23 protein-coding genes are annotated in these 21530 nt (G+C 34.4%); 16 read left to right on the forward strand and 7 right to left on the reverse strand.

The features are described from left to right. Positions 1-7: 7 nt before the first annotated feature. The 3 genes from AAIE21_RS24485 to AAIE21_RS24495 form a co-directional block, all read right to left on the reverse strand. A complete protein-coding gene (locus AAIE21_RS24485) occupies positions 8-1978 on the reverse strand; it encodes an FtsX-like permease family protein (protein ID WP_343269145.1) in 1971 nt (656 codons plus the stop codon). Between the two features lie 94 nt (positions 1979-2072). Then, a complete protein-coding gene (locus AAIE21_RS24490) occupies positions 2073-3095 on the reverse strand; it encodes a sensor histidine kinase (protein WP_343269146.1) in 1023 nt (340 codons plus the stop codon). A 2-nt stretch (positions 3096-3097) separates the two neighbouring features. Continuing rightward, positions 3098-3793 (reverse strand): response regulator transcription factor, encoded by a 696-nt coding sequence (locus AAIE21_RS24495; protein WP_343269147.1) that lies wholly within the window; start codon positions 3791-3793, stop codon positions 3098-3100. Between the two features lie 206 nt (positions 3794-3999). Between AAIE21_RS24495 and AAIE21_RS24500 the strand changes: the two genes are divergently transcribed. From AAIE21_RS24500 to AAIE21_RS24515, 4 genes are all read left to right on the forward strand, one after another. Beyond that, positions 4000-4272, forward strand: coding sequence for an autorepressor SdpR family transcription factor (locus tag AAIE21_RS24500; RefSeq protein ID WP_097836188.1), 273 nt, complete (start codon positions 4000-4002; stop codon positions 4270-4272). Beyond that, complete coding sequence (locus AAIE21_RS24505) at positions 4269-4904, forward strand: SdpI family protein (protein ID WP_343269148.1); 636 nt, start codon at positions 4269-4271, stop codon at positions 4902-4904. The genes AAIE21_RS24500 and AAIE21_RS24505 overlap by 4 nt, the downstream gene beginning before the upstream one ends. Before the next feature lie 209 nt (positions 4905-5113). Further along, the gene (locus AAIE21_RS24510; protein WP_336450581.1) at positions 5114-5830 is read left to right on the forward strand and encodes an ABC transporter ATP-binding protein; all 717 of its coding nucleotides are present in this window, start codon (positions 5114-5116) and stop codon (positions 5828-5830) included. Then, positions 5820-7394 carry a putative ABC transporter permease subunit gene (locus tag AAIE21_RS24515; protein ID WP_343269149.1) on the forward strand — a complete coding sequence of 525 codons (1575 nt, stop codon included), beginning with the start codon at positions 5820-5822 and terminating at the stop codon, positions 7392-7394. The genes AAIE21_RS24510 and AAIE21_RS24515 overlap by 11 nt, the downstream gene beginning before the upstream one ends. Before the next feature lie 84 nt (positions 7395-7478). Here the strand turns inward: AAIE21_RS24515 and AAIE21_RS24520 are convergent, their stop codons facing one another. Beyond that, positions 7479-8351 (reverse strand): AraC family transcriptional regulator, encoded by an 873-nt coding sequence (locus tag AAIE21_RS24520; protein WP_343269150.1) that lies wholly within the window; start codon positions 8349-8351, stop codon positions 7479-7481. A gap of 499 nt (positions 8352-8850) precedes the next feature. Between AAIE21_RS24520 and AAIE21_RS24525 the strand changes: the two genes are divergently transcribed. The 5 genes from AAIE21_RS24525 (at position 8851) to AAIE21_RS24545 (ending at position 13740) form a co-directional block, all read left to right on the forward strand. Beyond that, positions 8851-9621: an ABC transporter ATP-binding protein gene (locus AAIE21_RS24525; protein WP_343269151.1), complete on the forward strand. Its 771-nt coding sequence runs from the start codon at positions 8851-8853 to the stop codon at positions 9619-9621. Then, entirely contained in the window at positions 9608-11557 is a 1950-nt protein-coding gene (locus AAIE21_RS24530; protein WP_343269152.1) for an ABC transporter permease, read from the forward strand. The genes AAIE21_RS24525 and AAIE21_RS24530 overlap by 14 nt, the downstream gene beginning before the upstream one ends. A 149-nt stretch (positions 11558-11706) precedes the next feature. Next, the gene (locus AAIE21_RS24535) at positions 11707-12417 is read left to right on the forward strand and encodes a TraX family protein (protein WP_343269153.1); all 711 of its coding nucleotides are present in this window, start codon (positions 11707-11709) and stop codon (positions 12415-12417) included. 139 nt (positions 12418-12556) lie between these two features. Beyond that, complete coding sequence (locus AAIE21_RS24540; protein ID WP_343269154.1) at positions 12557-13123, forward strand: class I SAM-dependent methyltransferase; 567 nt, start codon at positions 12557-12559, stop codon at positions 13121-13123. After that, positions 13123-13740 carry a DedA family protein gene (locus AAIE21_RS24545; RefSeq protein WP_343269155.1) on the forward strand — a complete coding sequence of 206 codons (618 nt, stop codon included), beginning with the start codon at positions 13123-13125 and terminating at the stop codon, positions 13738-13740. Before AAIE21_RS24540 ends, AAIE21_RS24545 begins: the two co-directional genes overlap by 1 nt. A gap of 360 nt (positions 13741-14100) precedes the next feature. On the opposite strand, the gene AAIE21_RS24550 is transcribed toward AAIE21_RS24545, so the two are convergent. The 3 genes from AAIE21_RS24550 to hpt all read right to left on the reverse strand — a co-directional run bounded on the left by AAIE21_RS24550 (position 14101) and on the right by hpt (position 15947). Next, complete coding sequence (locus AAIE21_RS24550) at positions 14101-14280, reverse strand: cold-shock protein (protein WP_343269156.1); 180 nt, start codon at positions 14278-14280, stop codon at positions 14101-14103. Positions 14281-14429: 149 nt separating this feature from the next. Beyond that, on the reverse strand, positions 14430-15332 hold the full coding sequence (locus tag AAIE21_RS24555) for a diacylglycerol/lipid kinase family protein (RefSeq protein ID WP_343269157.1): 903 nt from the start codon (positions 15330-15332) through the stop codon (positions 14430-14432). An 84-nt stretch (positions 15333-15416) separates the two neighbouring features. Next, entirely contained in the window at positions 15417-15947 is a 531-nt protein-coding gene (gene hpt / locus AAIE21_RS24560) for a hypoxanthine phosphoribosyltransferase (protein ID WP_343269158.1), read from the reverse strand. 187 nt (positions 15948-16134) lie between these two features. On the opposite strand from hpt, the gene AAIE21_RS24565 reads away from it, so the two are divergent. From AAIE21_RS24565 to AAIE21_RS24595, 7 genes are all read left to right on the forward strand, one after another. Beyond that, on the forward strand, positions 16135-17040 hold the full coding sequence (locus AAIE21_RS24565; RefSeq protein ID WP_343269159.1) for an ABC transporter permease subunit: 906 nt from the start codon (positions 16135-16137) through the stop codon (positions 17038-17040). Then, positions 17033-17932 carry an ABC transporter permease subunit gene (locus AAIE21_RS24570; RefSeq protein WP_343269160.1) on the forward strand — a complete coding sequence of 300 codons (900 nt, stop codon included), beginning with the start codon at positions 17033-17035 and terminating at the stop codon, positions 17930-17932. Before AAIE21_RS24565 ends, AAIE21_RS24570 begins: the two co-directional genes overlap by 8 nt. A 397-nt stretch (positions 17933-18329) precedes the next feature. Continuing rightward, a complete protein-coding gene (locus AAIE21_RS24575) occupies positions 18330-18542 on the forward strand; it encodes a hypothetical protein (RefSeq protein ID WP_343269161.1) in 213 nt (70 codons plus the stop codon). 185 nt (positions 18543-18727) lie between these two features. Further along, the gene (locus tag AAIE21_RS24580; RefSeq protein ID WP_343269162.1) at positions 18728-19060 is read left to right on the forward strand and encodes a hypothetical protein; all 333 of its coding nucleotides are present in this window, start codon (positions 18728-18730) and stop codon (positions 19058-19060) included. Between the two features lie 438 nt (positions 19061-19498). After that, entirely contained in the window at positions 19499-20104 is a 606-nt protein-coding gene (locus AAIE21_RS24585) for a PspC-like choline-binding domain-containing protein (protein WP_343269163.1), read from the forward strand. A gap of 223 nt (positions 20105-20327) precedes the next feature. Next, positions 20328-20777: an LPXTG cell wall anchor domain-containing protein gene (locus AAIE21_RS24590; protein WP_343269164.1), complete on the forward strand. Its 450-nt coding sequence runs from the start codon at positions 20328-20330 to the stop codon at positions 20775-20777. 94 nt (positions 20778-20871) lie between these two features. Then, positions 20872-21492 carry a class D sortase gene (locus AAIE21_RS24595; RefSeq protein WP_343269165.1) on the forward strand — a complete coding sequence of 207 codons (621 nt, stop codon included), beginning with the start codon at positions 20872-20874 and terminating at the stop codon, positions 21490-21492. The last annotated feature ends 38 nt before the right edge of the window (positions 21493-21530 follow it).

Consider the following 21530-nt stretch of genomic DNA (forward strand, 5'->3'; position numbering starts at 1 on the left):
CTATTTCTTAAAACTTAATATGCTGTGATAATTTTTGCATATATAGGGAACGAATTAACAAGAAAAAGATGATTTCAACCGTTCCAAAAATCATAAGAACAACAGTTACTTCAGCAAATAAAGAGAGATCCATGATCTCTTGTAACATTTTTGCGGCAAACATCGTATGAATAGATGCCATAATATAGGGAACAAAGAATAAAATCGCAAGCTGAATGGTTGCTGAACGCTTCATCTCTGATTCTGTTAAACCAATTTTTGTAACGGTAATATATTTTTCTTGTTCGTTTGTTAAATCCGTATACATTCGGAAGTAAAGGACACTTCCCGCTCCAATGAAGAAAATGACACCTAGGAACGTACCGATTAAGAAGAATGAAGCGGCACCTAATTTAATCTCGTATAGCGTGTTACTCGCTTCGTTCATGATAAATAATGGTTCTTCAGATGGGATGTTTCTTCGATCTTTTGCAAATTTATCAAGATACTCCGCAGCGATTTCATTTGTCTTTTCCCAGTCGTTTACTTGAAAATTATAAAGCGTCATATGTTTCATATTATTTGATAAAGCATGTACTGTATCATCAGATAAAATCAGTACTTGTGATGTCCAGCCAGTTGGTATCACGTTAATGGTTTCGTAACTTTTTACATGTAATGTAAGTGCATTTTGAGATAGTGTGACGCTTGTTCGTTTAAATTCTTCTTGCATTGGACTCAATATGTTTTGATATCCATATCCAGGTAATATATATGTTTCATTCTTTTTTACAAAAAGTTGTTTATGATGTAAAGCAGTCGCCAGTTTGTTATAATCACTTTCTTTTAATACATATGCTTCTTGTTCATAGGGAGTGAATTCATCCTTTTGTAATGAAACTGCATATACATCTGTTTTGAACTTCTTATATGAAAATTGTTCTTCACTAAGCCGTTTTTCGAACCAGTCCATATGCTGCGTGACAAGGGGATTGGCGTCGTATGAAAGATAGGTGAATGGAAATGGACTATTGTTGGTAACATCAAATTTCATAAACTTTCCAAATCCATATATGAATGTAATCATTGTAAATGCAAGGGTAGATAGCATCGCGACAATAAATAACATATTAATATTTGTCCGAATGCGGCTTGCTAAATCTGAAATCCAAAGCATATTAATTCGTTTCATATAAAATTTTCTTCGCTTTTTTAATATGCGAATGAGCAGAAAACTAATTTGAGAAAAGAAAAGATAAGTTCCGATCGCAACGAGTGATGGAATAACGAAAACACTAGAAACCATGTATAGAGCTCCTATGTCTGAACCGAGTGATAAAAAGTATTTAGGGTTTCCAGCTAGTACATAACCTGATATTAAACATATGGCACCAAACAGAGAAATGAGAATCGATGGCTTTCGTTCTTTTTGTTTCACATTTCCTTCTTTTAGAAGGCGCACTGCTTTTCTTGTTCGAATGAGCGTAGGCGTGAAAGCTGACACAATGATAAAGAGTCCGAGAAAGATTGTTGCTGTTAAAATAATCGCTTTTGTTGGCCAATATAAATAGAGTCCAGGAGCATATGTAATTTTCGCTGTTACCAATAAGAAAAATTGTGAAAATACAAGTCCAAATTGAATGCCAAAGAAGATGGATAGTAATCCAATTAACATATTTTCCATAAAAACAAGGCGTTTCAATTGTTTTCTTGATATTCCTAAAACGGTTAACACGCCAAATTGTTTTTTTCGAACTTTTAAAAAGGTGCCGATGGAATAAAGCAAGAAGAAAAATGAGAAGAACACAATGACTACTTCTGAAAATATCATTAATCCTGAAATTCCATCAACTACGCTAGAATTCTGTAACCGGGGATGAAATAAATACACTGCAAATGAAAAGAATACAGCAATGGAAAACGCGCTGCTTACAAAGTAGGCGAAATAAGCTCTTGAGTTTCGCGTTACGTTTTTAAATGCAAACTGCCAAAATGTCATGATGTATACCTCCAGATAGAAGATATCATTTGAGTCATGCTGCAAAAAATGTATGAGATTGAGTTCTCATACATTTTGCTGAAATGTGTTATGTTCATTGCTCTGTCACCTTCCTAGGTTCATCTGCTTGATTATTTACAGCGTTATGGAAGATGATTTTAATACTTGTTCCTTTACCGACCTCGGAATCTAATTTGACAGAATGACCTAAATAAGAGCAGATTTTACTCACAATATAAAGTCCCATACCAGTTGATTCTCCGAATGTACGGCCATTTTTCCCAGTATAAAATGGCTCAAATACTCTTCGAATATCTTCTTGCGGTATACCAACACCTTCATCACGAACTTCTAGAATAATATCTTTTCCGTTTCGATAGCCAGACAAGAAGACTTTCTTTCCGCGTTCACCAGAATAACGAACGGCATTCGTCATTAATTGATAAATGATGAATTTCAGCCACTTTGCATCAGAAGCAACCTTAAGATCAGAATGAACTTCTAGAACTGGAAATACACCGTTACGAATAAAGAGTTCCTTTAAGCCATTAATGTTTTTCGTTACAGCATCTTTTAGTGAAAGAGTTTCTACATGAAAATCCTCATGGAAGTTATTAAGTCTTGCCATATATAATGCCATATCTAGCCCTTGATTTAATCTTTCTAGTTCCTTTTTAAACTTAGGAATGAGATGTTCATCTTCCATTTCGAGAACCATAAGCTGCATAACAGAAACCGGTGTTTTCATTTGATGCACCCAGTGGTTAATGAATAATTGATGTTCTTGTTGCTTTACTTCATATGTTTGTAGTTCTTTTTGGAATAGACGATACTGCGCCCTAACAAGTTCGTTGACGCCGTGCGGCATAGGAGCAGTCGCTCTTTCAATAAACGCATCTTCCATTTTTTCTGGGGGCTCACTCAACCTATGATACATTCTGCGATTACGAACATAACGATAAGCGAGGAAGCAAATAAATAAATATAAGCTCAATACAATAAAGTAGAACTTATTGTTTTGGAATCCATCTACTGCATCATAGAGAATAAAAATGATACCGAAGTTTAATGCATATAATAGAAAAAATGCAAAATGATCACGCAAAAATAACTTCATGCTTATTCACTCCAAGTTGCGTTAAAACGATACCCTAATCCGCGTACTGTTTCAATTGCATTTTCAATACCAAGCTCATTAAATTTTTTACGAAGACGTGTAATGTTTACGTTTAATGTATTTTCTTCAACGAAACTTTCATCGTCCCAAAGTGCAGCTAATAAATCTTCACGGCTCGCAGTACGTGGGAATTTAGATAAAAGCATTTCAGCTAAGATTGCTTCTTTTTTTGTAAGGAGAACTTGCTGTGTTCCAAAATGAATTTCTGGTCGTTCAGGGAATAATTTTAATCCTTCCACTTCAACAATTCGCTCTGAAATATTTGGTGCATAGTCACCGTAAATACGGCGTAATTGACCTTTAATTTTCGCCATAACAACATCGTAGTGGAACGGTTTTGTAATATAATCATCCGCACCGCTTTCAATCGCCATAATTTGTTCCATTTCACCAGCACGAGCGGAAATGAAAATAATTGGGCAAGTAGATTCATGACGAATTTGACGGCACCAGTAGAATCCATCGAATTTCGGTAAGTTTACATCTAATAAAACAAGGTGTGGCTTAACTGCGTTAAACGATTCCATAATATCATCAAAGTTCTCCGCAACAACTGCTTCGTAACCGTATTTTTGAATATGAGATTGTAGTAAAGATGAGATATTTGGATCGTCTTCAACGATTAAAATTTTATACATGAATATATTCCTCCTAAAAAACAATTGTAGCTATAGTGTACCATGTGTTTCTTGTCTTTTCATTACCTTGAAACGAGAGCTAGTAAACAGTATAGGCAAAAGTGGAAAAAGTAAAAAGGACTATGGATATAATTGACAATATGTAGTTTTTGATTTAATATTTAGATAAATATCTAAATGTCTAATTGTTGAAAGGAAGAAAGACATTGAATCAAGCATTTAAAGCATTAGCAGATCCAACAAGGCGAAAAATATTAGATTTATTAAAAGAAGGCGATTTAACAGCAGGGGAAATTGCCGAACAGTTCAATATGACAAAGCCAAGTATTTCGCATCATTTAAATGCGCTCAAAAACGCTGAACTCATTCAAGATGAGAAAAGAGGGCAATTTGTTGTGTATTCATTAAACACAACTGTTTTTCAAGATTTATTAACATGGGTGTTTACGTTTACGAATAAAGGGGGAGAGGGGAAATGAAGAAACATCTTTTTGCAATCATATTAATTCTTACGACATGTTTAGCATGGGCAATTTCTTGGCCTCATTTACCAAATACAATTGCAACGCATTGGAATGGCGGTACTGCTGATGGATTTTCATCGAAATTAACGGGAATGATGTCTATGGTTGGTATCATGATTGGTTGTTATGTGTTTCTAAATGTTTTACAGAAGATTGATCCTAAGAAAGAAAACTATGAAAAGTTTTCTAAAGCTTTGATGATGATTAATAATGGATTGCTAGTTGTTTTATTTATAGGAAACATAGATATCATCACAAATGGTTTAGGGCATAATTTATTCATTAATCAAGTACCAGAATTGATTGTAGGTATATTATTTTTGGTCATCGGTAACTATTTACCACAATGTAAACCGAACTTCTTCGTTGGCATGCGTAATCCATGGACACTCAGTAATGAAGAAGTTTGGCGGAAAACACACCGCTTTAGCGGCAAAGTATTTGTAGCTTTAGGACTTATGATGATCGTAAGTATCGCCCTGCCAGCTGATTGGAGATCATATATGATGCTTACAATGATATTAATTGCTGTAGTGCTGACGAATTTATACTCTTACATTTTATATAAAAGGGGAATGCAATTGTAAACGAAAGGTACTACTCTTTAAGGGAGTTTGTAATCGATTATACGTAGTAGGAATGTAGTCTTACTACGTATAATTCTTGTTTTTGTTTCTGAATATTTAAAAAATAATAGTATTGATATTGGATTATTAGTTAGGGGTGCTAGGGGAATAGCGTACAAGAAAAGGTTACGCCAATTTTATATGAATCAAGATCGTTTGGGGGAGAGAGTATGTTAGAAATTATAAATTTCAGCAAAACCTACAAAGGTGGCAAAAAAGCAGTAGATGATTTGAGTTTAACTGTTCAAGCAGGAGATATTTTCGGTTTTATCGGACATAACGGTGCTGGGAAAAGTACGACAATTAAGTCACTAGTAGGTGTTATAGATTTCGAAGAGGGAGAAATTTTTGTTGATGGGCATTCAGTAAAAAAGGACCCGATTGCATGTAAGAAAATCATGGCGTACATTCCTGATAATCCAGATTTATATGAACAATTAACAGGAATTCAATATTTGAACTTTGTTGCGGATGTTTTTGGGGTATCGGCAAAAGACAGAGAAGAACGGATACAAAAATATGGGGATGCTTTTGAGATTACACCATATTTGGGCGATTTAATATCTTCCTATTCACACGGTATGAAACAAAAAGTAGCGATTATATCAGCAGTTGTGCATCATCCAAAATTATTAGTTTTAGATGAGCCTTTTGTTGGTCTTGATCCCAAGGCGGCTGTTGTACTTAAGGGGATTATGAAGAAGCTTTGCGAATCAGGTAGTGCCATTTTCTTTTCTACTCATGTACTAGATGTGGCAGAAAAGTTATGCAATAAGATAGCGATAATCAATAAAGGAAAACTAGCAATCTCAGGGGAAGTAAAGTCTCTCATAAAGGAACATTCATTGGAAGAGCTCTTTATGAAGGTGCTTGCTGATGAAAAATAATACGATAGCCCTTTTAAAAATCCGTCTCATAACGCAGCTTGGCCTTAATACTTTTAAGTATGAAAAAGATAAGAAAAAGAAGCAGAATAAAATTTTAATTTCAGTATCAATTGCTTTAGTTGCTGTTATGTTGATGTTGTATTGTGGCAGCGCGGCATATGGATTGATAAAACTTGGGATAGGAGAAGTCATTCCGGTTTATGCATTTGTTATTAGCAGTATATTAGTTTTATTTTTTACTATGTTTAAGGCAAATGGCGAGATTTTTGCTTTTAAGGATTATGATTTTGTGATGTCTTTACCGATTCATGTAGATACAATTATAGCTAGTAGATTTTTGTATTTATACGTGCTAAATACGCTCTTTTCAATGATTATTATGCTGCCGATGGGCGTTGTTTATTGCATATATGAGAAGCCATCAGTTTCTTTCTACTTGATGTGGTTCATTACGTTATTTACAGTATCTTTAATCCCAACAACAATTGCAGCAATTTTTGGAGCATGTATTACGGCAATTGCCTCTAAATTTAGACATGCAAATAAAGTCACTACCATTCTAAGTTTTATAGCAATGATTAGCTTTGGTTACTTTATGTTCAAGCAGGGAAATACGAAATATAGTTTTACTGATTTAGAAGGGATTGGAGCAATTGTTTCAGAGGGATTAGCTAAAGTGTATCCGTTAGCTAACATTTTTCAAAAAGCAATTGTTGATGCAAATATTGTAGCTTTTATCTTTTTTGTTGGCATATCAGTTATTTGGTATTATCTTTTTGTGAAAATACTCTCTTTCAAATATAAGCAAATCAATACAGGTATCTCTACGTACCATACGCGTTCCAATTACAAGATTGATCGGATGAAGAAAGAAAAAGTATTAATTGCATTATATAAAAAAGAACGGAAGCGTTTCTTTTCTTCTACAGTATATGTGATAAATATTGGTATGGGAGTTGTTATGGCAGTTATCTTCTCACTTGCAGTGGTTATAGTAGGACCAAGCAAATTAATTGGGTATCCTGGAATCGAAACGCTTTTACAAAAGATTGCTCCATTTGTTGTCTCGGCAATGATTGCAATGACGTGTACAACGTGTGTGTCATTGTCGCTCGAGGGGAAAAACGTATGGATTATCAAGTCACTCCCTATTACACCGAAAATGATTTATGACAGTAAAATTCTCATGAATCTTTCGCTAAGCATACCTACATCCATTATTAGTGCTATTCTTATGATGATCGGTTTAAAGTCGGATATTTGGACATCTATTTTAATCTTCATTACTCCAATCACATATTCATTTTTTTCAGCAGTATGGGGAATTTTTATAAATAATCGAGTTGGTTATTATGACTGGGTTTCAGAAACACAAGTGGTGAAACAAAGTATGGGATCAGTTCTTGGTATGTTTGGAGGCATGATTGTGGCTGTCATACCTGCCTTGTTAGTAGGTACTGGTACGATATCGAACTATAGGATGTTTACTTTTATAGTTGTTGTAATGATTTTGATTATGACTGCAGTATTGTATAACAATGAGTCTAAAAGAAGGATAAAGTGAAACGTTAGTCTAAAAAAGCTGTCTCCAAAAGGTAGTTCAAAACGACCTTTTGGGATAGCTTCTTTTATTAATCTTATGCATGATTTACTTTTTCAAAACGGGAATCCAGATTTCACTTTTAAAAGTTGGCGAGGTTACATCTTTATTTTCATTCCAGAGAATTTCGGGGCCTTCCATTTGTTCATAGTTTGAAGATGGAAACCATTCAGAATAAATACGTCCCCATACATTTTGCAGTGCATCAGGAAACAGTCCGATTGCTTCGAATACGGCCCATGTTGAGGCAGGGACTTCAAGTTGCTTGAATTGGTCTGGGCAATCTTTTGTTGTTGCCACTCCAATATAATGATCAAGTTCTCCTTTTTCCTCCATCCTACCTTCAGAAAAATTTGTAGAAGCACTAATGAGTCCAGTAGGCTCAACATTCGAAAGTGTCTTTAATGTGTGGATCGATTGACTGTCTAAACTTTTCCACATAGAAGCGATTGCTGGATTTACACCGCTAAAAATAATTGGTACTCGTTTTTGTATGCCAACGATGCGAAATGCCTCTTTTTCTTCGATTCGATAGTTCATTTCATTTCCTCCTTTAATGGATAACTGGAAGGTCATTTGTGAGTAAGCTTTAAGAGAATGACCACTATTTTTAGCTTCTGATGGCGTTATCCCATGCAGATTTTGAAAGGCACGTGAAAAAGAATCTGGTGAGTTATATCCATATTTCATAGCGATATCAATGACTTTTACACTGCTATCTCTTAGCTCAAATGCTGCAAGAGTAAGGCGTCTACAGCGGATATATTCTGAGAGTGACATACCTGCAAGGAAGGAAAACATCCTTTTAAAATGATATTCAGAGCAAAAAGCTAGCCTCGCTACTTCTTTAAAGTCAATATCGTTAGTAAGGTTGTCTTCAATATACTGTATGGCTGCATTCATATTTTTAAGCGATTCCATGTTATGACCTCCTTTGTAAATAGAATAGCAAGAATGAAATTATCTCATCCGACATTTCGTGCACAATTATGTAGGGGAGATTTTTTTACCTTACAGAAATGTAATGTTCATGTAAGGAGAATGAATGGATGGTATGATATCCCGGTGCTATAGTAACAAAGTAGTTATTTCATAAAGTTAAATGTATGTTTTTCTACTATATATATTCATTTTGATTTATCAACATATAAACTGCGGCTATGCATAACACAAGCAGATCTTCACTCATTTTCTCCTTTTGTTTTTACAGGGGATGGGGTTAAAAAAAGCACTGACCGCTTCTATGCATGGCCGGATACTCCCTCCCATTTAAAGATTAGATTTTATATGGGTGTTTCAATTTGTAATTATATAAGTAGCCTTACATAACTGTCATGTTTGTGTAAGAAACATCGATAGTGGCAAGAGTAGAAGTTAGATATAGTGAAAATAGAGAATAGAAGAAGAGAGGGATATAGTGATGAAAACAGTATTAGAAGCGAAAAATATTAAAAAAGTTTATGATACAGGTGGAAATAAATTTGAAGCGTTAAAAGGCATTAACTTACAAGTACAAGAGGGTGAGTTTGTTGGCATTATGGGACCTTCTGGGTCTGGTAAAACGACTCTTTTAAATGTTCTTTCTACGATTGATAATGCAACGAACGGTGAAATCTTAATTGATGGAAAAGACATTGTGAAAATGAATGATGATAAATTAGCATTGTTCCGCCGTGATCATTTAGGGTTCATTTTCCAAGATTATAACTTATTAGATACGTTAACGGTGAAAGAAAATATTGCCTTACCACTTGCGTTATCAAAAGTGAAAGCAAATGAAATTGATCGCCGCGTTCTTGAGATTGCGAAGAAGTTTGGCATTGATCATATTCTAAGTCAATTCCCATACCAAGTATCTGGTGGACAGAAGCAGCGCTGCGCAGCATCGCGTGCCATTGTTACAAATCCAAGTATGATTTTTGGGGACGAACCAACAGGAGCACTTGACTCTAAATCAGCAACAGATTTATTAGAAAGTATGAAGTCATTAAATGAATACGATAATTCAACTATTTTAATGGTAACGCACGATGCCTTTGCGGCAAGTTATTGTAAACGAGTTATCTTCATTAAAGATGGGGAGTTATATAAAGAATTGCACCGCGGGGAATTAACACGTAAACAATTCTTCCAACAAGTAGTCGACATGATGTCCACAATTTCCGGGGGTGCAATGGATGACGTTATCTAGCATTGCCCTCCGCAACATACAGCGGAACTTTAAAGATTACTTTTTATATTTTGCATCGATGATCTTTAGTATCGTCATTTATTTTACATTTAAGGCACTTCAGTACAATTCACAAATGGAAAAAGCAGCGGAAGGTTCTAAGAAAATTAGCGGTGCATTCCAGGTTTCCAGTGTGATGCTTATTATTTTCGTAGCAGTATTCATTATATACTCTAACGGATTTTTCACACGGAAACGTAAAAAAGAAGTTGGATTATATTCACTGCTTGGCATTCGGAAAAAACAAATTGGTAAAATGTTATTTTATGAAAACATGCTAATGGGATTCATATCATTAGTTATCGGGATTGCGATTGGTAGTGTACTTTCAAAGCTATTCCTTGAATTATTGGTAAGCATGATGGGATTAAACTTAAATGTGCACTTTGAAGTACCAATGGCTGCGATTATTGATACAGCTATTATCTTTTTTGTGATCATCCTTTATACATCACTTCAAGGATATCGTTTAATCTATCGCTTTAAGCTAATTGAACTTTTCCATGCGGAGCGTGAAGGAGAAGCGATACCTAAAGGTTCAATGATTATGGCATTGATTTCAGTTTTCTTAATTGGTTCTGGTTATTTCTTGTCGCTGACATTTATGAAGGCGGCGCAGTATGCTGACTTTATGATGGTTGCATTTTATATTTTACTTGCCACTGTACTTGGTACGTACTTATTATTTATGTTCTTTACGGTGTTCGTATTAAAACGAGCAAGACATAAGAAATCATCCTTCTATAACGGTATGAACATGGTAACAACGTCTCAGTTATTGTATCGTATTAAAGGAAATGCAAAATCACTCGCAACAATTGCAGTATTAAGTGCGGTAACATTAACAGCGGTTGGTACATCTGTAACGATGTATTACAACACATTTAAACAAACGAAAGATTATGCGCCGTACAGTTATTCTTACGAGAAAAAGGATGCGGCACTTGATAATAAAGTAAATGCAATTTTGAATGAAGAGAAGCAAAATCATTCGGTAACGAATCAATTTGAAATCGAGATGGTTCCTGTTAAAGGGAAGTTTGAAGGCGAAAAAGCAGATATGGGCATGAATACGAATTATTTAGTTACCGAGAAATATCAGCTTGTATCGCAATCGGCATTTAATAAAATTGCAAAACAAATGGATGTTGAAGCAGTAAATTTAGCTGCTAATGAAGCTTTTGTATATGATGGCATGTATATCGAAGGACATGAATTTAGTGCGATATATAAAGGGAATAAAGCAGTATTCCCAATTGGAAATGAGACGAAGACATTAACGATTCAAGGTGCTGAAGGGCGTAATATAACGAACTTAGGAGAACTATTCGTTGTTGTACCAGATGAAGTATATAACAGTGTGAAGGCAGTCTCTAGTACTCGTATCGTTAAAAATATAGATGTAAAAGACGAGAACAATAGTAAAGTACTGACAGAGAAATTAAAGAAAGTAATGCCGGCTGGAGAGTCAGAAGTTGCATTACCTTTCAATGATTTCTATACTGGCTTCCACGGTATGCTAGAAGCAACAGGGTTAATGATGTTTATCGGTCTATTCTTAGGTCTAGTGTTCTTACTCGCAACAGGTTCTATCATTTACTTCAAGCAGTTAACAGAAGCAAATGCAGACCGTGATCGTTATATCGTACTTCGTAAAGTCGGAGTGACAAAACAAGAAATGAAAAAGGCAATTGCAAAACAAGTAAGCTTTATCTTTGCGATTCCATTAGTAGTCGGGATTTGCCACAGCTTATTTGCATTAAAAGGATTATCAACATTAATGCCATATGAAATCTTGATTCCATTATTGATGAGCATCGGTGTATATAGTGTGATTTATATTGGGTATTACTTCTTAACAGTTCGCTCTTATTATAAGATTGTGAGTGCGAAATAATGAAAGGGACAGCTATCGCTAGGAGCGATGGCTGTTTTTTTATGGAAATCTTACAAAAGTGTAATGTTAATGTAAGAGAAGTCGATAGTCCTCCTAATAGGAAATCGTTATAGTAAGAAAGTATTAAAAAAAGGAGGACTTATACTTTTATGAGGTTAAATGCTTTTCAATTAAAGATTTTTGCAATGATCTTAATGGTCATTGACCACGTGTATACGTACATTCCGGGTATGCCAATGTGGATGCATCATCCTGGACGCATTGTAGCGCCGATTTTCTTCTATTTTGTCGTGGAAGGATTCTTCTATACGCGTAATCGTACAAAATATGCGACTCGTGTATTTATGTGGGCAGCGATTATGTTCGCAGGTTCAGCACTTATTCAATATGTATTCCCAACGGAAACAGGACTATCCAATAATATTTTCTTATCATTAGGACTTGGAATTGTTTTACTATGTGCAATTGATTATACAAAACGTACAAAAAACTATTTAGTAGGGATTCCAGTTGCGATTATTGCTGCTGCACTTGGAGTGTTTACAGAAGCAAGTGTATTTGGTGTAGTAATGACTTTAATTTTCTATTTCTTTAGAGAGAAAAAAGTTTGGTTAGTTGTAGCATATGTATTACTTTCATTATTTGAAGTTCCGACTTTAATTATGGAAGGAGAAATCTTCACAGATATGGGGCTATTTGGCTTCAATAACCAATGGATGATGGTATTTGCTTTACCATTTATTCTCCTATATAACGGAGAGCGTGGTTTAAATAATGCGTTCACGAAATATATGTTTTATATTTTCTACCCTGTTCATTTATGGATTATTTATACAATTGGATATTTTGTTAGTAAATAGAGAGAAGGCTTTGCGTATGTGCGCAAGGCCTTTTTATTTCTTCATAAAATCTTAAGAAATTTCCATGCTATTTTTTAAAAAATGATCGTTATACTTGGAGCTATATTAAACAATACCGAATGAATGGGAGAGGTTAGAAATGCAACTTATTACATTCTTAACCGAATTTGTGAAGCATCCAAAGAATACTGGGGCAATCGCACCTAGTTCGAATAGATTAGCCAAAAAGATGGTAGGCGCGATTAATTTTGAAGAAGCGAAGTACATTTTAGAATTAGGACCTGGAACAGGGTCATTCACGAAAGAGATTATAAAGAGAAAAAAAGAATATACAATATTTATCTTGATTGAAATTAATGAAGTGTTTTTCAAAAAGTTACAGAAGCAGTTTAAGGACGATCCTAATATTTTAGTTATACATGGATCAGCTGAGAACATAAAGAAATATATCAAGGAGTTACAAATAGAAAAGGTTGATTATGTATTATCAGGATTACCCTTTACGTCTTTACCAAGGGATGTATCATCCCGCATTTTATCCAGCGTCATGGAGTCATTAAGTGAGGATGGTGAATTCATTACATTTCAATATTCACTTGCAAAGAAAGCATTTATTCAAAACTTTTTTCAGGAAATTTCACTAAAAAAAGTTTGGCTGAATCTTCCTCCAGCACATATTCTTAGTTGTAGAAAGGCATGTACGTAATGGAATTACATGAATTGTTATCCTATATTGAGACGTATGGTTACGGGGCATTATTTTTTTGTTTGTGGCTCGGGATTGTAGGCATGCCCATTCCAGATGAAATGATCGTAATGAGCGGTGGATTTGTATCATCGATGGGCATATTAAGTGTAATTCCAGCCTTTTTGTTAACCTATTTAGGTGTGGTGTCAGGCCTTTCTTTAGGGTATATACTTGGAAAGATGTTTGGTACAAAAGTACTTAATAGATTGATGAAAAGGAAAAAGGCAAAGTATTTGCTGCGATCAAAAGAAATGATTAGTAGATATGGACATTATGCATTAGTAACAAGTTACTTTATACCAGTCGTTAGACATATTGTACCTTATTTAGTGGGAATGAATAACATGCGATTTCAAACATATGCTTTGTATTCATATACGACAGGATTTGTCTGGACGTTGGTTTTTTTTATACTTGGTTCTCTGTTTGGACAACATATCGAGACGATTGTAGAACTTGCGACGAAGTATGGTATATATTTTGGTGGTGTAATTGTCGTTATAGTAAGTGTTTCTTATTTATATATGCAAAAGAAAAATCCATTAGTAATTGCAGATAGAGAAATGAATGAATAATTAAGAAATGAGATAGATAATCCGGATTATTTATGTTAGTGAAACTATGATGGAGAAAATCGCGTGAGTACATGATGAAGTAGTTGAAAGAATTAAAGCATAAATAAAATCACCTATGTATAATCAAGAGAGGCAGAACTTATATTGAGTATTACTTCTTAACAGTTTGTTCTTATTACAAGATTGTGAGCGCGAAGTAATGAAAAAAGCAGCTTATTGTAAGCAATAGCTGCTTTTCTTTGATTATCTATTTTCGATTTACATTTAGACAAGGTAGTTATAGCGGAGATAAGGAGAAAGAGGGTTTTCTCTTTAGTTGACTTCATAATTGAGGAAGATAGGGGAAAGGGAACATAGTCTCTACAATTTTTGCAGTAAGCGTATGCCGCTCTTCATGTCCCCTTTACATAAAGGACATTTTGGTTCTTCTTCTAAAGAAAAGTTTTTACGCATCCATCCACGGCAGCTTTCTGCTTGGCATTCCCATACAGCGATTTCTTCTGGATCTTCGACAGGCTTATTATTTCTTTTCCAATACATATAATCACTCCTCTAAAGTGGAAAGTTTTTCTAAAAAAATAAAAAGGTTGTTAACGTTTTTTGTTAACAACCTTTTATACTTTTAATTATAATCTTTATTTTATAAAAATGCGAACTTTATAAATTACCAAAGTATAACAAGGAATCTATTATACTAGTTCTGGATTATAAATCATCGTAAAATGTCCTGGCAATAATTCAATTTGGCACGGTGTATGAAGTGAGCTTTCTCCGTCTGTATCTACTTCTTTTTCTTCTTTCGTTTCAATATGAATGGACTTTGCTTTCACGTGGAATATGTCGTTGTTATTAGTATCTTCAAATAGTTTCTTTCCGATATAATCTTTGAATGCTTGGATTCCTGTTGACTTCACAACAAAGATATCAAGTGCCCCATCATCACACTTTACATTTGGAATGAAGGAAGGGATGCCACCAAGATATTCACCGTTTCCAACCATAACAAGGACAGCCTCATCTTCATATACTTCCTGATCATACGTAATTTTCACAGGGAAGGTTTCAGCATTTTTGACAGTTCGGATTGTACTTAAATAGTAACCGATTTTCCCGAGTTTTGCTTTTTCAGAAGCATCAATGTTGTTTGATACTTCTGAAACGAGTCCAATTCCCCAAAAGTTTAAGAAGTGTTGATCGTTTGCTTTAGCAATGTCAATGGGCTTTGTGTGTCCTTTTACAATTAGTTTTGCTGCTTCACCAATATTTTGTGGAACACCAAGTGTACGAGAGAAGTCATTGCACGTCCCGCCTGGAATGATTGCAAGTGTTGGGCGGATTTTAAGCGGTGCTAGTCCATTCGTACATTCAAAGACAGTACCATCACCGCCAAAGACGACAATTAAATCAACTTCATTTGCAAACTCCCTACAATACTTTGTTGCATCGCCTTGCTGTTTTGTATGAAGAATACGTAAATCAGGAAAAGCTGCAGCAAGCGGCGGAACGATTTTGGATAAGTTTGTATGTAAATCTCCTTGCCCTGCTTTTGGGTTTACGATGAGAAGAACTTTTTTAAATTTTGTCTGTGTCATTCTAATCTCTCCCTTTGTTTTTTGCGAGTAGTAGATGATATAAATAAACTTCCATCAAAAGCCGATGGAAGTTGTCTGTGTTTTTTATTTATCAGTTACAACCGATGCGATATATGGTAAATTACGATATTTTTCTGCACAGTCGATGCCGTATCCGACAATAAATTCATCTGGAATTTGGAAGCCAACATACTCTGCTTTTAAATCAACTTTACGACGTTCTGGTTTATCAAGTAATGTGCAGAACTTTAATGCTTTTGGTTTATGCATGAAGAAGTGGTCTTTTAAGAAGTGAAGTGTTAAGCCAGAATCAATAATGTCTTCTACGACAATTACATTTTTACCTGTAATATTGACATCGATATCTTTTAATAATTTAACTTTCCCCGTTGTTTCAGTTTGGTTGCCGTAACTAGAGGCAGAGATAAAGTCGATTGTTACTTCATTTTTAATGTGACGAATTAAATCAGCCGCAAAAACGAAAGAACCTTTTAATACAGCGATAACAACGATTTCTTCTCCTTCAAAATCACGCTCAATTTGCAGTGCTAGTTCTTTCACTTTTGCTTGTAATACTTCAGCAGAAATTAAAGTATCTTTTATTTCAATTTTCATTATGATCCTCCTACGTTGTAAAACTTGTGAACATTTCGACTGTAAAGGATTGAGGAGGAAAAGTCAAAAAAGAAAAATACATATTTGCTAAAGGTTTATGTTGGAAAAGTCCGAATAAAATAAAATGAAAATCTAATTTGAAGTTTTCATGACCCGTCCATACTAGAGAAATTGAGAGGAGAATGGAATGCTAAAAAAAATAACCTCAATCATTCTTCAATTATTTATTATGATTCTGCTATTTGTAGCGATTGTAAGTCTTCCGATGTTATTTATAGAGGGGAAGAAAGTGGGGATACATATAGAGCATTTTTTTACACAATGTATACATGTTATCTCTGCACTGATACATCCAGAAGAGTTAAAGATAAAAATAGCTACACAAGTAGCGACGGTTTCAAACAATGTGCAAATATTTAAGATGCAAGAAAGGGAATTCCCCTTATTTCCACTTATCTTTAAGCCATATGCATATTCGCTCGTGCTTATATTTGGAGCGCTCATCGTTTCTATCTGTTCTTCTTTTTTATGTAGTATGATTGCGGCGATTTTACCAAGGCATATCCAGAGAGTGATAGAAGAAGTTGTGTTTTTTCTTAAAACGATTCCAGATATCTTCCTGATTTTTTCTCTTCAACTTGTAATGGTAAGTATATATAGGTATACCGGAGTTTTACCATTACATCCATTCTCTACAATGCAAAATTCATCGATTGTATTGCCAATTCTCATTTTAGCTATTATACCTACCATTTCTTTATTTCAATTCCAAATGCTACTTATAAAAGAGGAGCAGAAGAAAGATTATGTTATGTTTGTGAAGGCGAAAGGTTTTAGTAGTCTGTATATTTTATGTAAGCATATTGTTAGTAATATCGTGATTTCAGTTGTGAATCATATGGAATCAATATTATTCGCTTTGATAACGAGTTTATTTGTTTTTGAGTACATGTTTCATATTAGAGGTTTGTTTTCAATTTTGATTAGCGGTCAAGATCCAGCGGTTATCGTTTATTTGCTAATGCTGTTTATCGTACCTATATACGGAGTGATATTGTTATTGAATGGGTTAAGGAGGAAGCTGTATGCGTAAACAGCGTTATATATACTTCTTATTTCCTATTATTCTATTATTAATTATTAGTTTTGCACTTCCATATTTTCAGAAGGAACCTAAGGTAGTGGAATATCGCTACAATGACAAAGGAGAAATTGTTGAAGCGGCCCCTTTTTCCATTTCCTCTGAACATTGGTTTGGAACGGATCGAGAAGGAGAAGATTTGTTTTATAAAGTAATAGAAGGAGCTAAGTATACAATTTTAATATCGTTTTTTGTGGCGGTTGCTAGAGTAATCATTTCTTTATTGATGAGCTTGTGCATTCGTAATGATAAGTGGGGAGTTTCTTTTTTACAACGTATTACTGTTAGTTTTCAATTTTTCCCACAAACGTTATTTTGTATTTTATTTCTTACACCGTTCATCATTTATGAATTACGAACGAAACCTATTGTTACAAATATAGAATTACTATGTATACAATTTCTTGTATTAGTTGTTGTGGCAATTCCAGGAATGACACGATTTTTTCAAAAAGAAGTGCAGCAGCTTTGGAATAAGGAATATGTAAACAGTTCTTTCCTATTAGGAGGAAGCAGATGGCATGTATTTCGAACTCATATTATGAAAGTATTGCAACCACAAATTATATTTCAAATTGGAGAACAGATGGTGCAAGTATTATTAATTATGTTACATCTTTCCATTTTTAAATTATTTTTAGGGGGTACAAAAATCGTTTCCGGGCAAGCTCATGATCAATTTAATATATATTTTCCATACTTAAATGACTGGGCAAATTTAATTAGTTATTATTATGGAGAGTTAATGCTAGAGCCAAGAATTATTATGATCCCAGTTATGTTTTATATGATTCTTTTATATTGTATGACGAAAGTAGTGAACGGATATAAACATAATATATAAATACAAATAAAAAGAAATGAAATTATTCTTTTTAGGTGGGAGAGGGCATCCGTCCATGCATAGAAGCGGTTAGACCATCTTCCTGCCCCGTGCCAAGTGAAAACAAAAGGAGAGGAACGAGTGCAGATCATTTTTTGTTCAACATAGCAACGAATTATATGCCTACAAATCAAAATGGATATATAGAATAGGTGAGCAGAAGTCCTACATAGAGTATTATTTTTCGTCCAACATGGTTAGAGATTAGAGGTGAGGAAGTAAAAAAGAATTTGATGTATCTTAGAGGAAGTCCTTTATTTTTATAATAGTAGTGTTTTTACAAAAATCCCCACAAAAAGGTCTGATGATATGATATACTAATTACATTAAGAAAACGCTTCCACAAAGGGTGATAATCATGAAAAAGAAACAGTACACAAGTGTTACATTTATAAAAGCATTGCTTCTAACAATCGTTCTTGGTATGTTGTCTTATATAATTGATATTCCAATTATTCGAGTTTCACTTATTGGGATGACGTTAGTTCTTGGTGCTATCTCTCATGGAATGTTGTTGCAGTTGTATGAAACGGGATTAGATGATATGAAAGAATATATAGATAAAAAATGACTTGAAACCTTCATTTATAAAAATGAAGGTTTTTTCGTTTCTTACAAAAATGTAAGGTGGTTTGTAAGACAAATCGATAGTGGAGTAGTGGCATTTTGGATAAACTTATAGGTGTAAGGTAAAAGGCAAGCACATTTTAGGTAAAATACGCTTTAGGCATTACATGTGAAAAGGAGTAGGAGGGAATGGAGAAACGTTGGATGACCATTGCTTTGTTATCGACTAGTAACACTATGATACTAGATGAGGAGGCGAGCCTTTTGCACTTGTTTGATCGAGAAGAAGATCATTCTTCTTCACAATTTACAATGAAATGGTGTAAATGGAGCGAAAGTTGTAAATTTGAAGAAGAGACCCCTAATAAAGAGCAAAGAATCATCTTCACAAACCCTATTAAAGCATGGTCTTTTCAACATAGTAAGTGTAACGTCACTAATCACTTAAAGAAAACTGAGCCAAGACAATTAGTTATTAATCCAGATCCTTTTACTCTCAATTCACGTGAAAGTAACAATTAAATACTGAGACACAGAAAAAGCATTGTAGAGGGAATCTACAATGCTTTTTTAGTGAAGATAAACATCTATATAAATACGGATTGAAAAAATGAAATAAAACCATTCCTTTTAGATGGGAGAGAGGATCCGCTCATAGGTAGAAGCGGTCAGTGCCTTTTTTAGCCCCATGCCATATAAAAACAGAAGGAGAAAAGGAGTGAAAGTCTCTTTCTGTTCTTCATAGCCACAATTTATATGTTAGAAAATCAAATTGGATATATATATATTGATTTCGAGAATATAATAGAAAAATAGTAACAGAAAAATAACCAAAGTAACAAAAGTGATAAAATTATTACATTTATATTACAAAAGTGTTGTTTGTTTTTATAATTCGTAATATAATTTGGTTATAGAGGTAGAAACCAAAATAAATTATTATTTGGGAGACTGGGAAAAATGAAAAAAATTATTTTGCTAGTTTTAATGTCTGTAATGTTTTTAGTACCTGCTGTTTCTTATGGAGAAACAAGTGAAAATGTGAATCAGGCTATCCCGAAAGAAGAACAAGCTATACAAAAAACGGGATGGGTAAAAACTGGAGATGCATGGTATTACTTTGATAAAGATGGAAAAGCTCATGAAGGCTGGTTAAGTTATAACGGACAATGGTATTACTGTATAGATGGAATGATGGTGCAAAACGATTATGTTAGAGTAAATGGAAGAGATTATTATTTAGGTCAAGATGGCATTATGAAGACTGGTTGGATAGAAGAGGGTAAAGACCGCTGGGTATATGCAAATCCAGATGGATCAATGAAAACTGGTTGGGTAAAAGAAGAAAATGAGTGGTATTATATTCATCGTGGATTAATGGCAACTGGATGGGTAAGAACTGATACAGGTTGGTATTATATGGATCCGAATGGTACGATGAAAACAGGTTGGTTGCAAGAATCTGGAAATTGGTATTATTTAAAATCTAACGGTACAATGACAACGGGCAAACACTTGATTAATGGTACTTGGTATTCATTTAAAGATAATGGCGTTATGTTTTAAACATTTTGAAAAAGAGGCTGCCGAAAGTAGTTGAATAGCTACTTTCGGCAGCCTCTTTTTATTCTGTAAATAGAGAGGTGTGTATAGGGAAGTTTGCTTTCTTGAAGATAATTGAATCTTTAAGAAAAATCCATTTCATCTGCATCTCATATTTACATAACAGATATATTCTATGAATACATCCGATGCGATGTGAAAAAAGTATACTAAGGAGAGACATAAAATGAAAAAGAAACTTTTACCAATTTGTGCGATGGCACTTCTATCAGTAGGATATTCTTCAGTGGCAAGTGCGTCTACTGGAACAATGACAAAAGAAGAGGTAGCACAAGTACAGCAGGATACGGCGAAAAAAGAAGAAGCAGCTCAGGCGCAAGAAAAGCAAGCTATAGCAAAAAAAGAAGCAGCAATCCAGGCACAACAAAAGAATGAATTAGAGAAAAAGGAAGTAGCAGCACAAGCGCAAGAAAAGCAAGCTATGGCAAAAAAAGAAGAAGCAATCAAGGCACAACAAAAGAATGAATTAGAGAAAAAAGAGGTAGCGAAACAAGCTGTAAAAGGAGAAAAACTACCCAATACAGCATCCAATAGCGTAGCAATGATGGCATTAAGCGCATGCCTTGTAGCATTAGGATCATTGTTTGGATTTACTCGCCGTAAGATTAAAGCGTAATATAAAATGTGCATTGGCCTATAAAGAATGGGATAATTTCATATATTAAAAATGGTAGGATATCCCTACCATTTTTTGCATGGAGGGATGAAAAATGACATTTCTAAATCGGATTGGATTTGCTTTCATGATAATTGGTATTTTTATTGGGGCTTATTATTCTTTTGAATGGTATAAAGGGAAAAGCTCTGCGCAAAATTTAACGACAGAAGAGATAAAGCGTTTTGAGAAGATAGAATCAAAAGAGCGGTCTACGGAAACAACTGTGAATTCTCAAATACCCGCTTCTCAAATGCAATATAAAGAAGGCGAGGAAGTAGCCGTATTAAATATCCCAAAAATAAAGAAGAAGTTTTCTATACATTGGGGAGCGAATGAAGCCACGTTGAAAAAAGGAGTTGGTATGTTTGTAAGTAATAGTACAACGACTCCATCAGAAGGCGGCCATACTGTACTGAGTGGGCATCGTGATACGGTATTTACAGAGTTAGGAGAGCTGAAAGAAAAAGATAACCTCATTGTGGAATACGATAATAAGATTTATACTTATGAAATTCATAAAATGTGGATTACGCATGCGGATGACCGCACAGTCATTGTAAAAAAAGAAGAACCAACATTAACGCTGACGACTTGTTATCCATTCGATTATATCGGTGATGCACCAGATCGATATATTATTGAGGCAAAATTAATTGCTACTAATCCAAAATGAAATTACAGTATTTTTTTTAAAACTGTTTAGAATAAGAA

Origin of the sequence: Paenibacillus sp. 102 (assembly GCF_039549175.1) — a bacterium.
Classification (GTDB): Bacteria; Bacillota; Bacilli; order Bacillales; family Bacillaceae_G; genus Bacillus_A.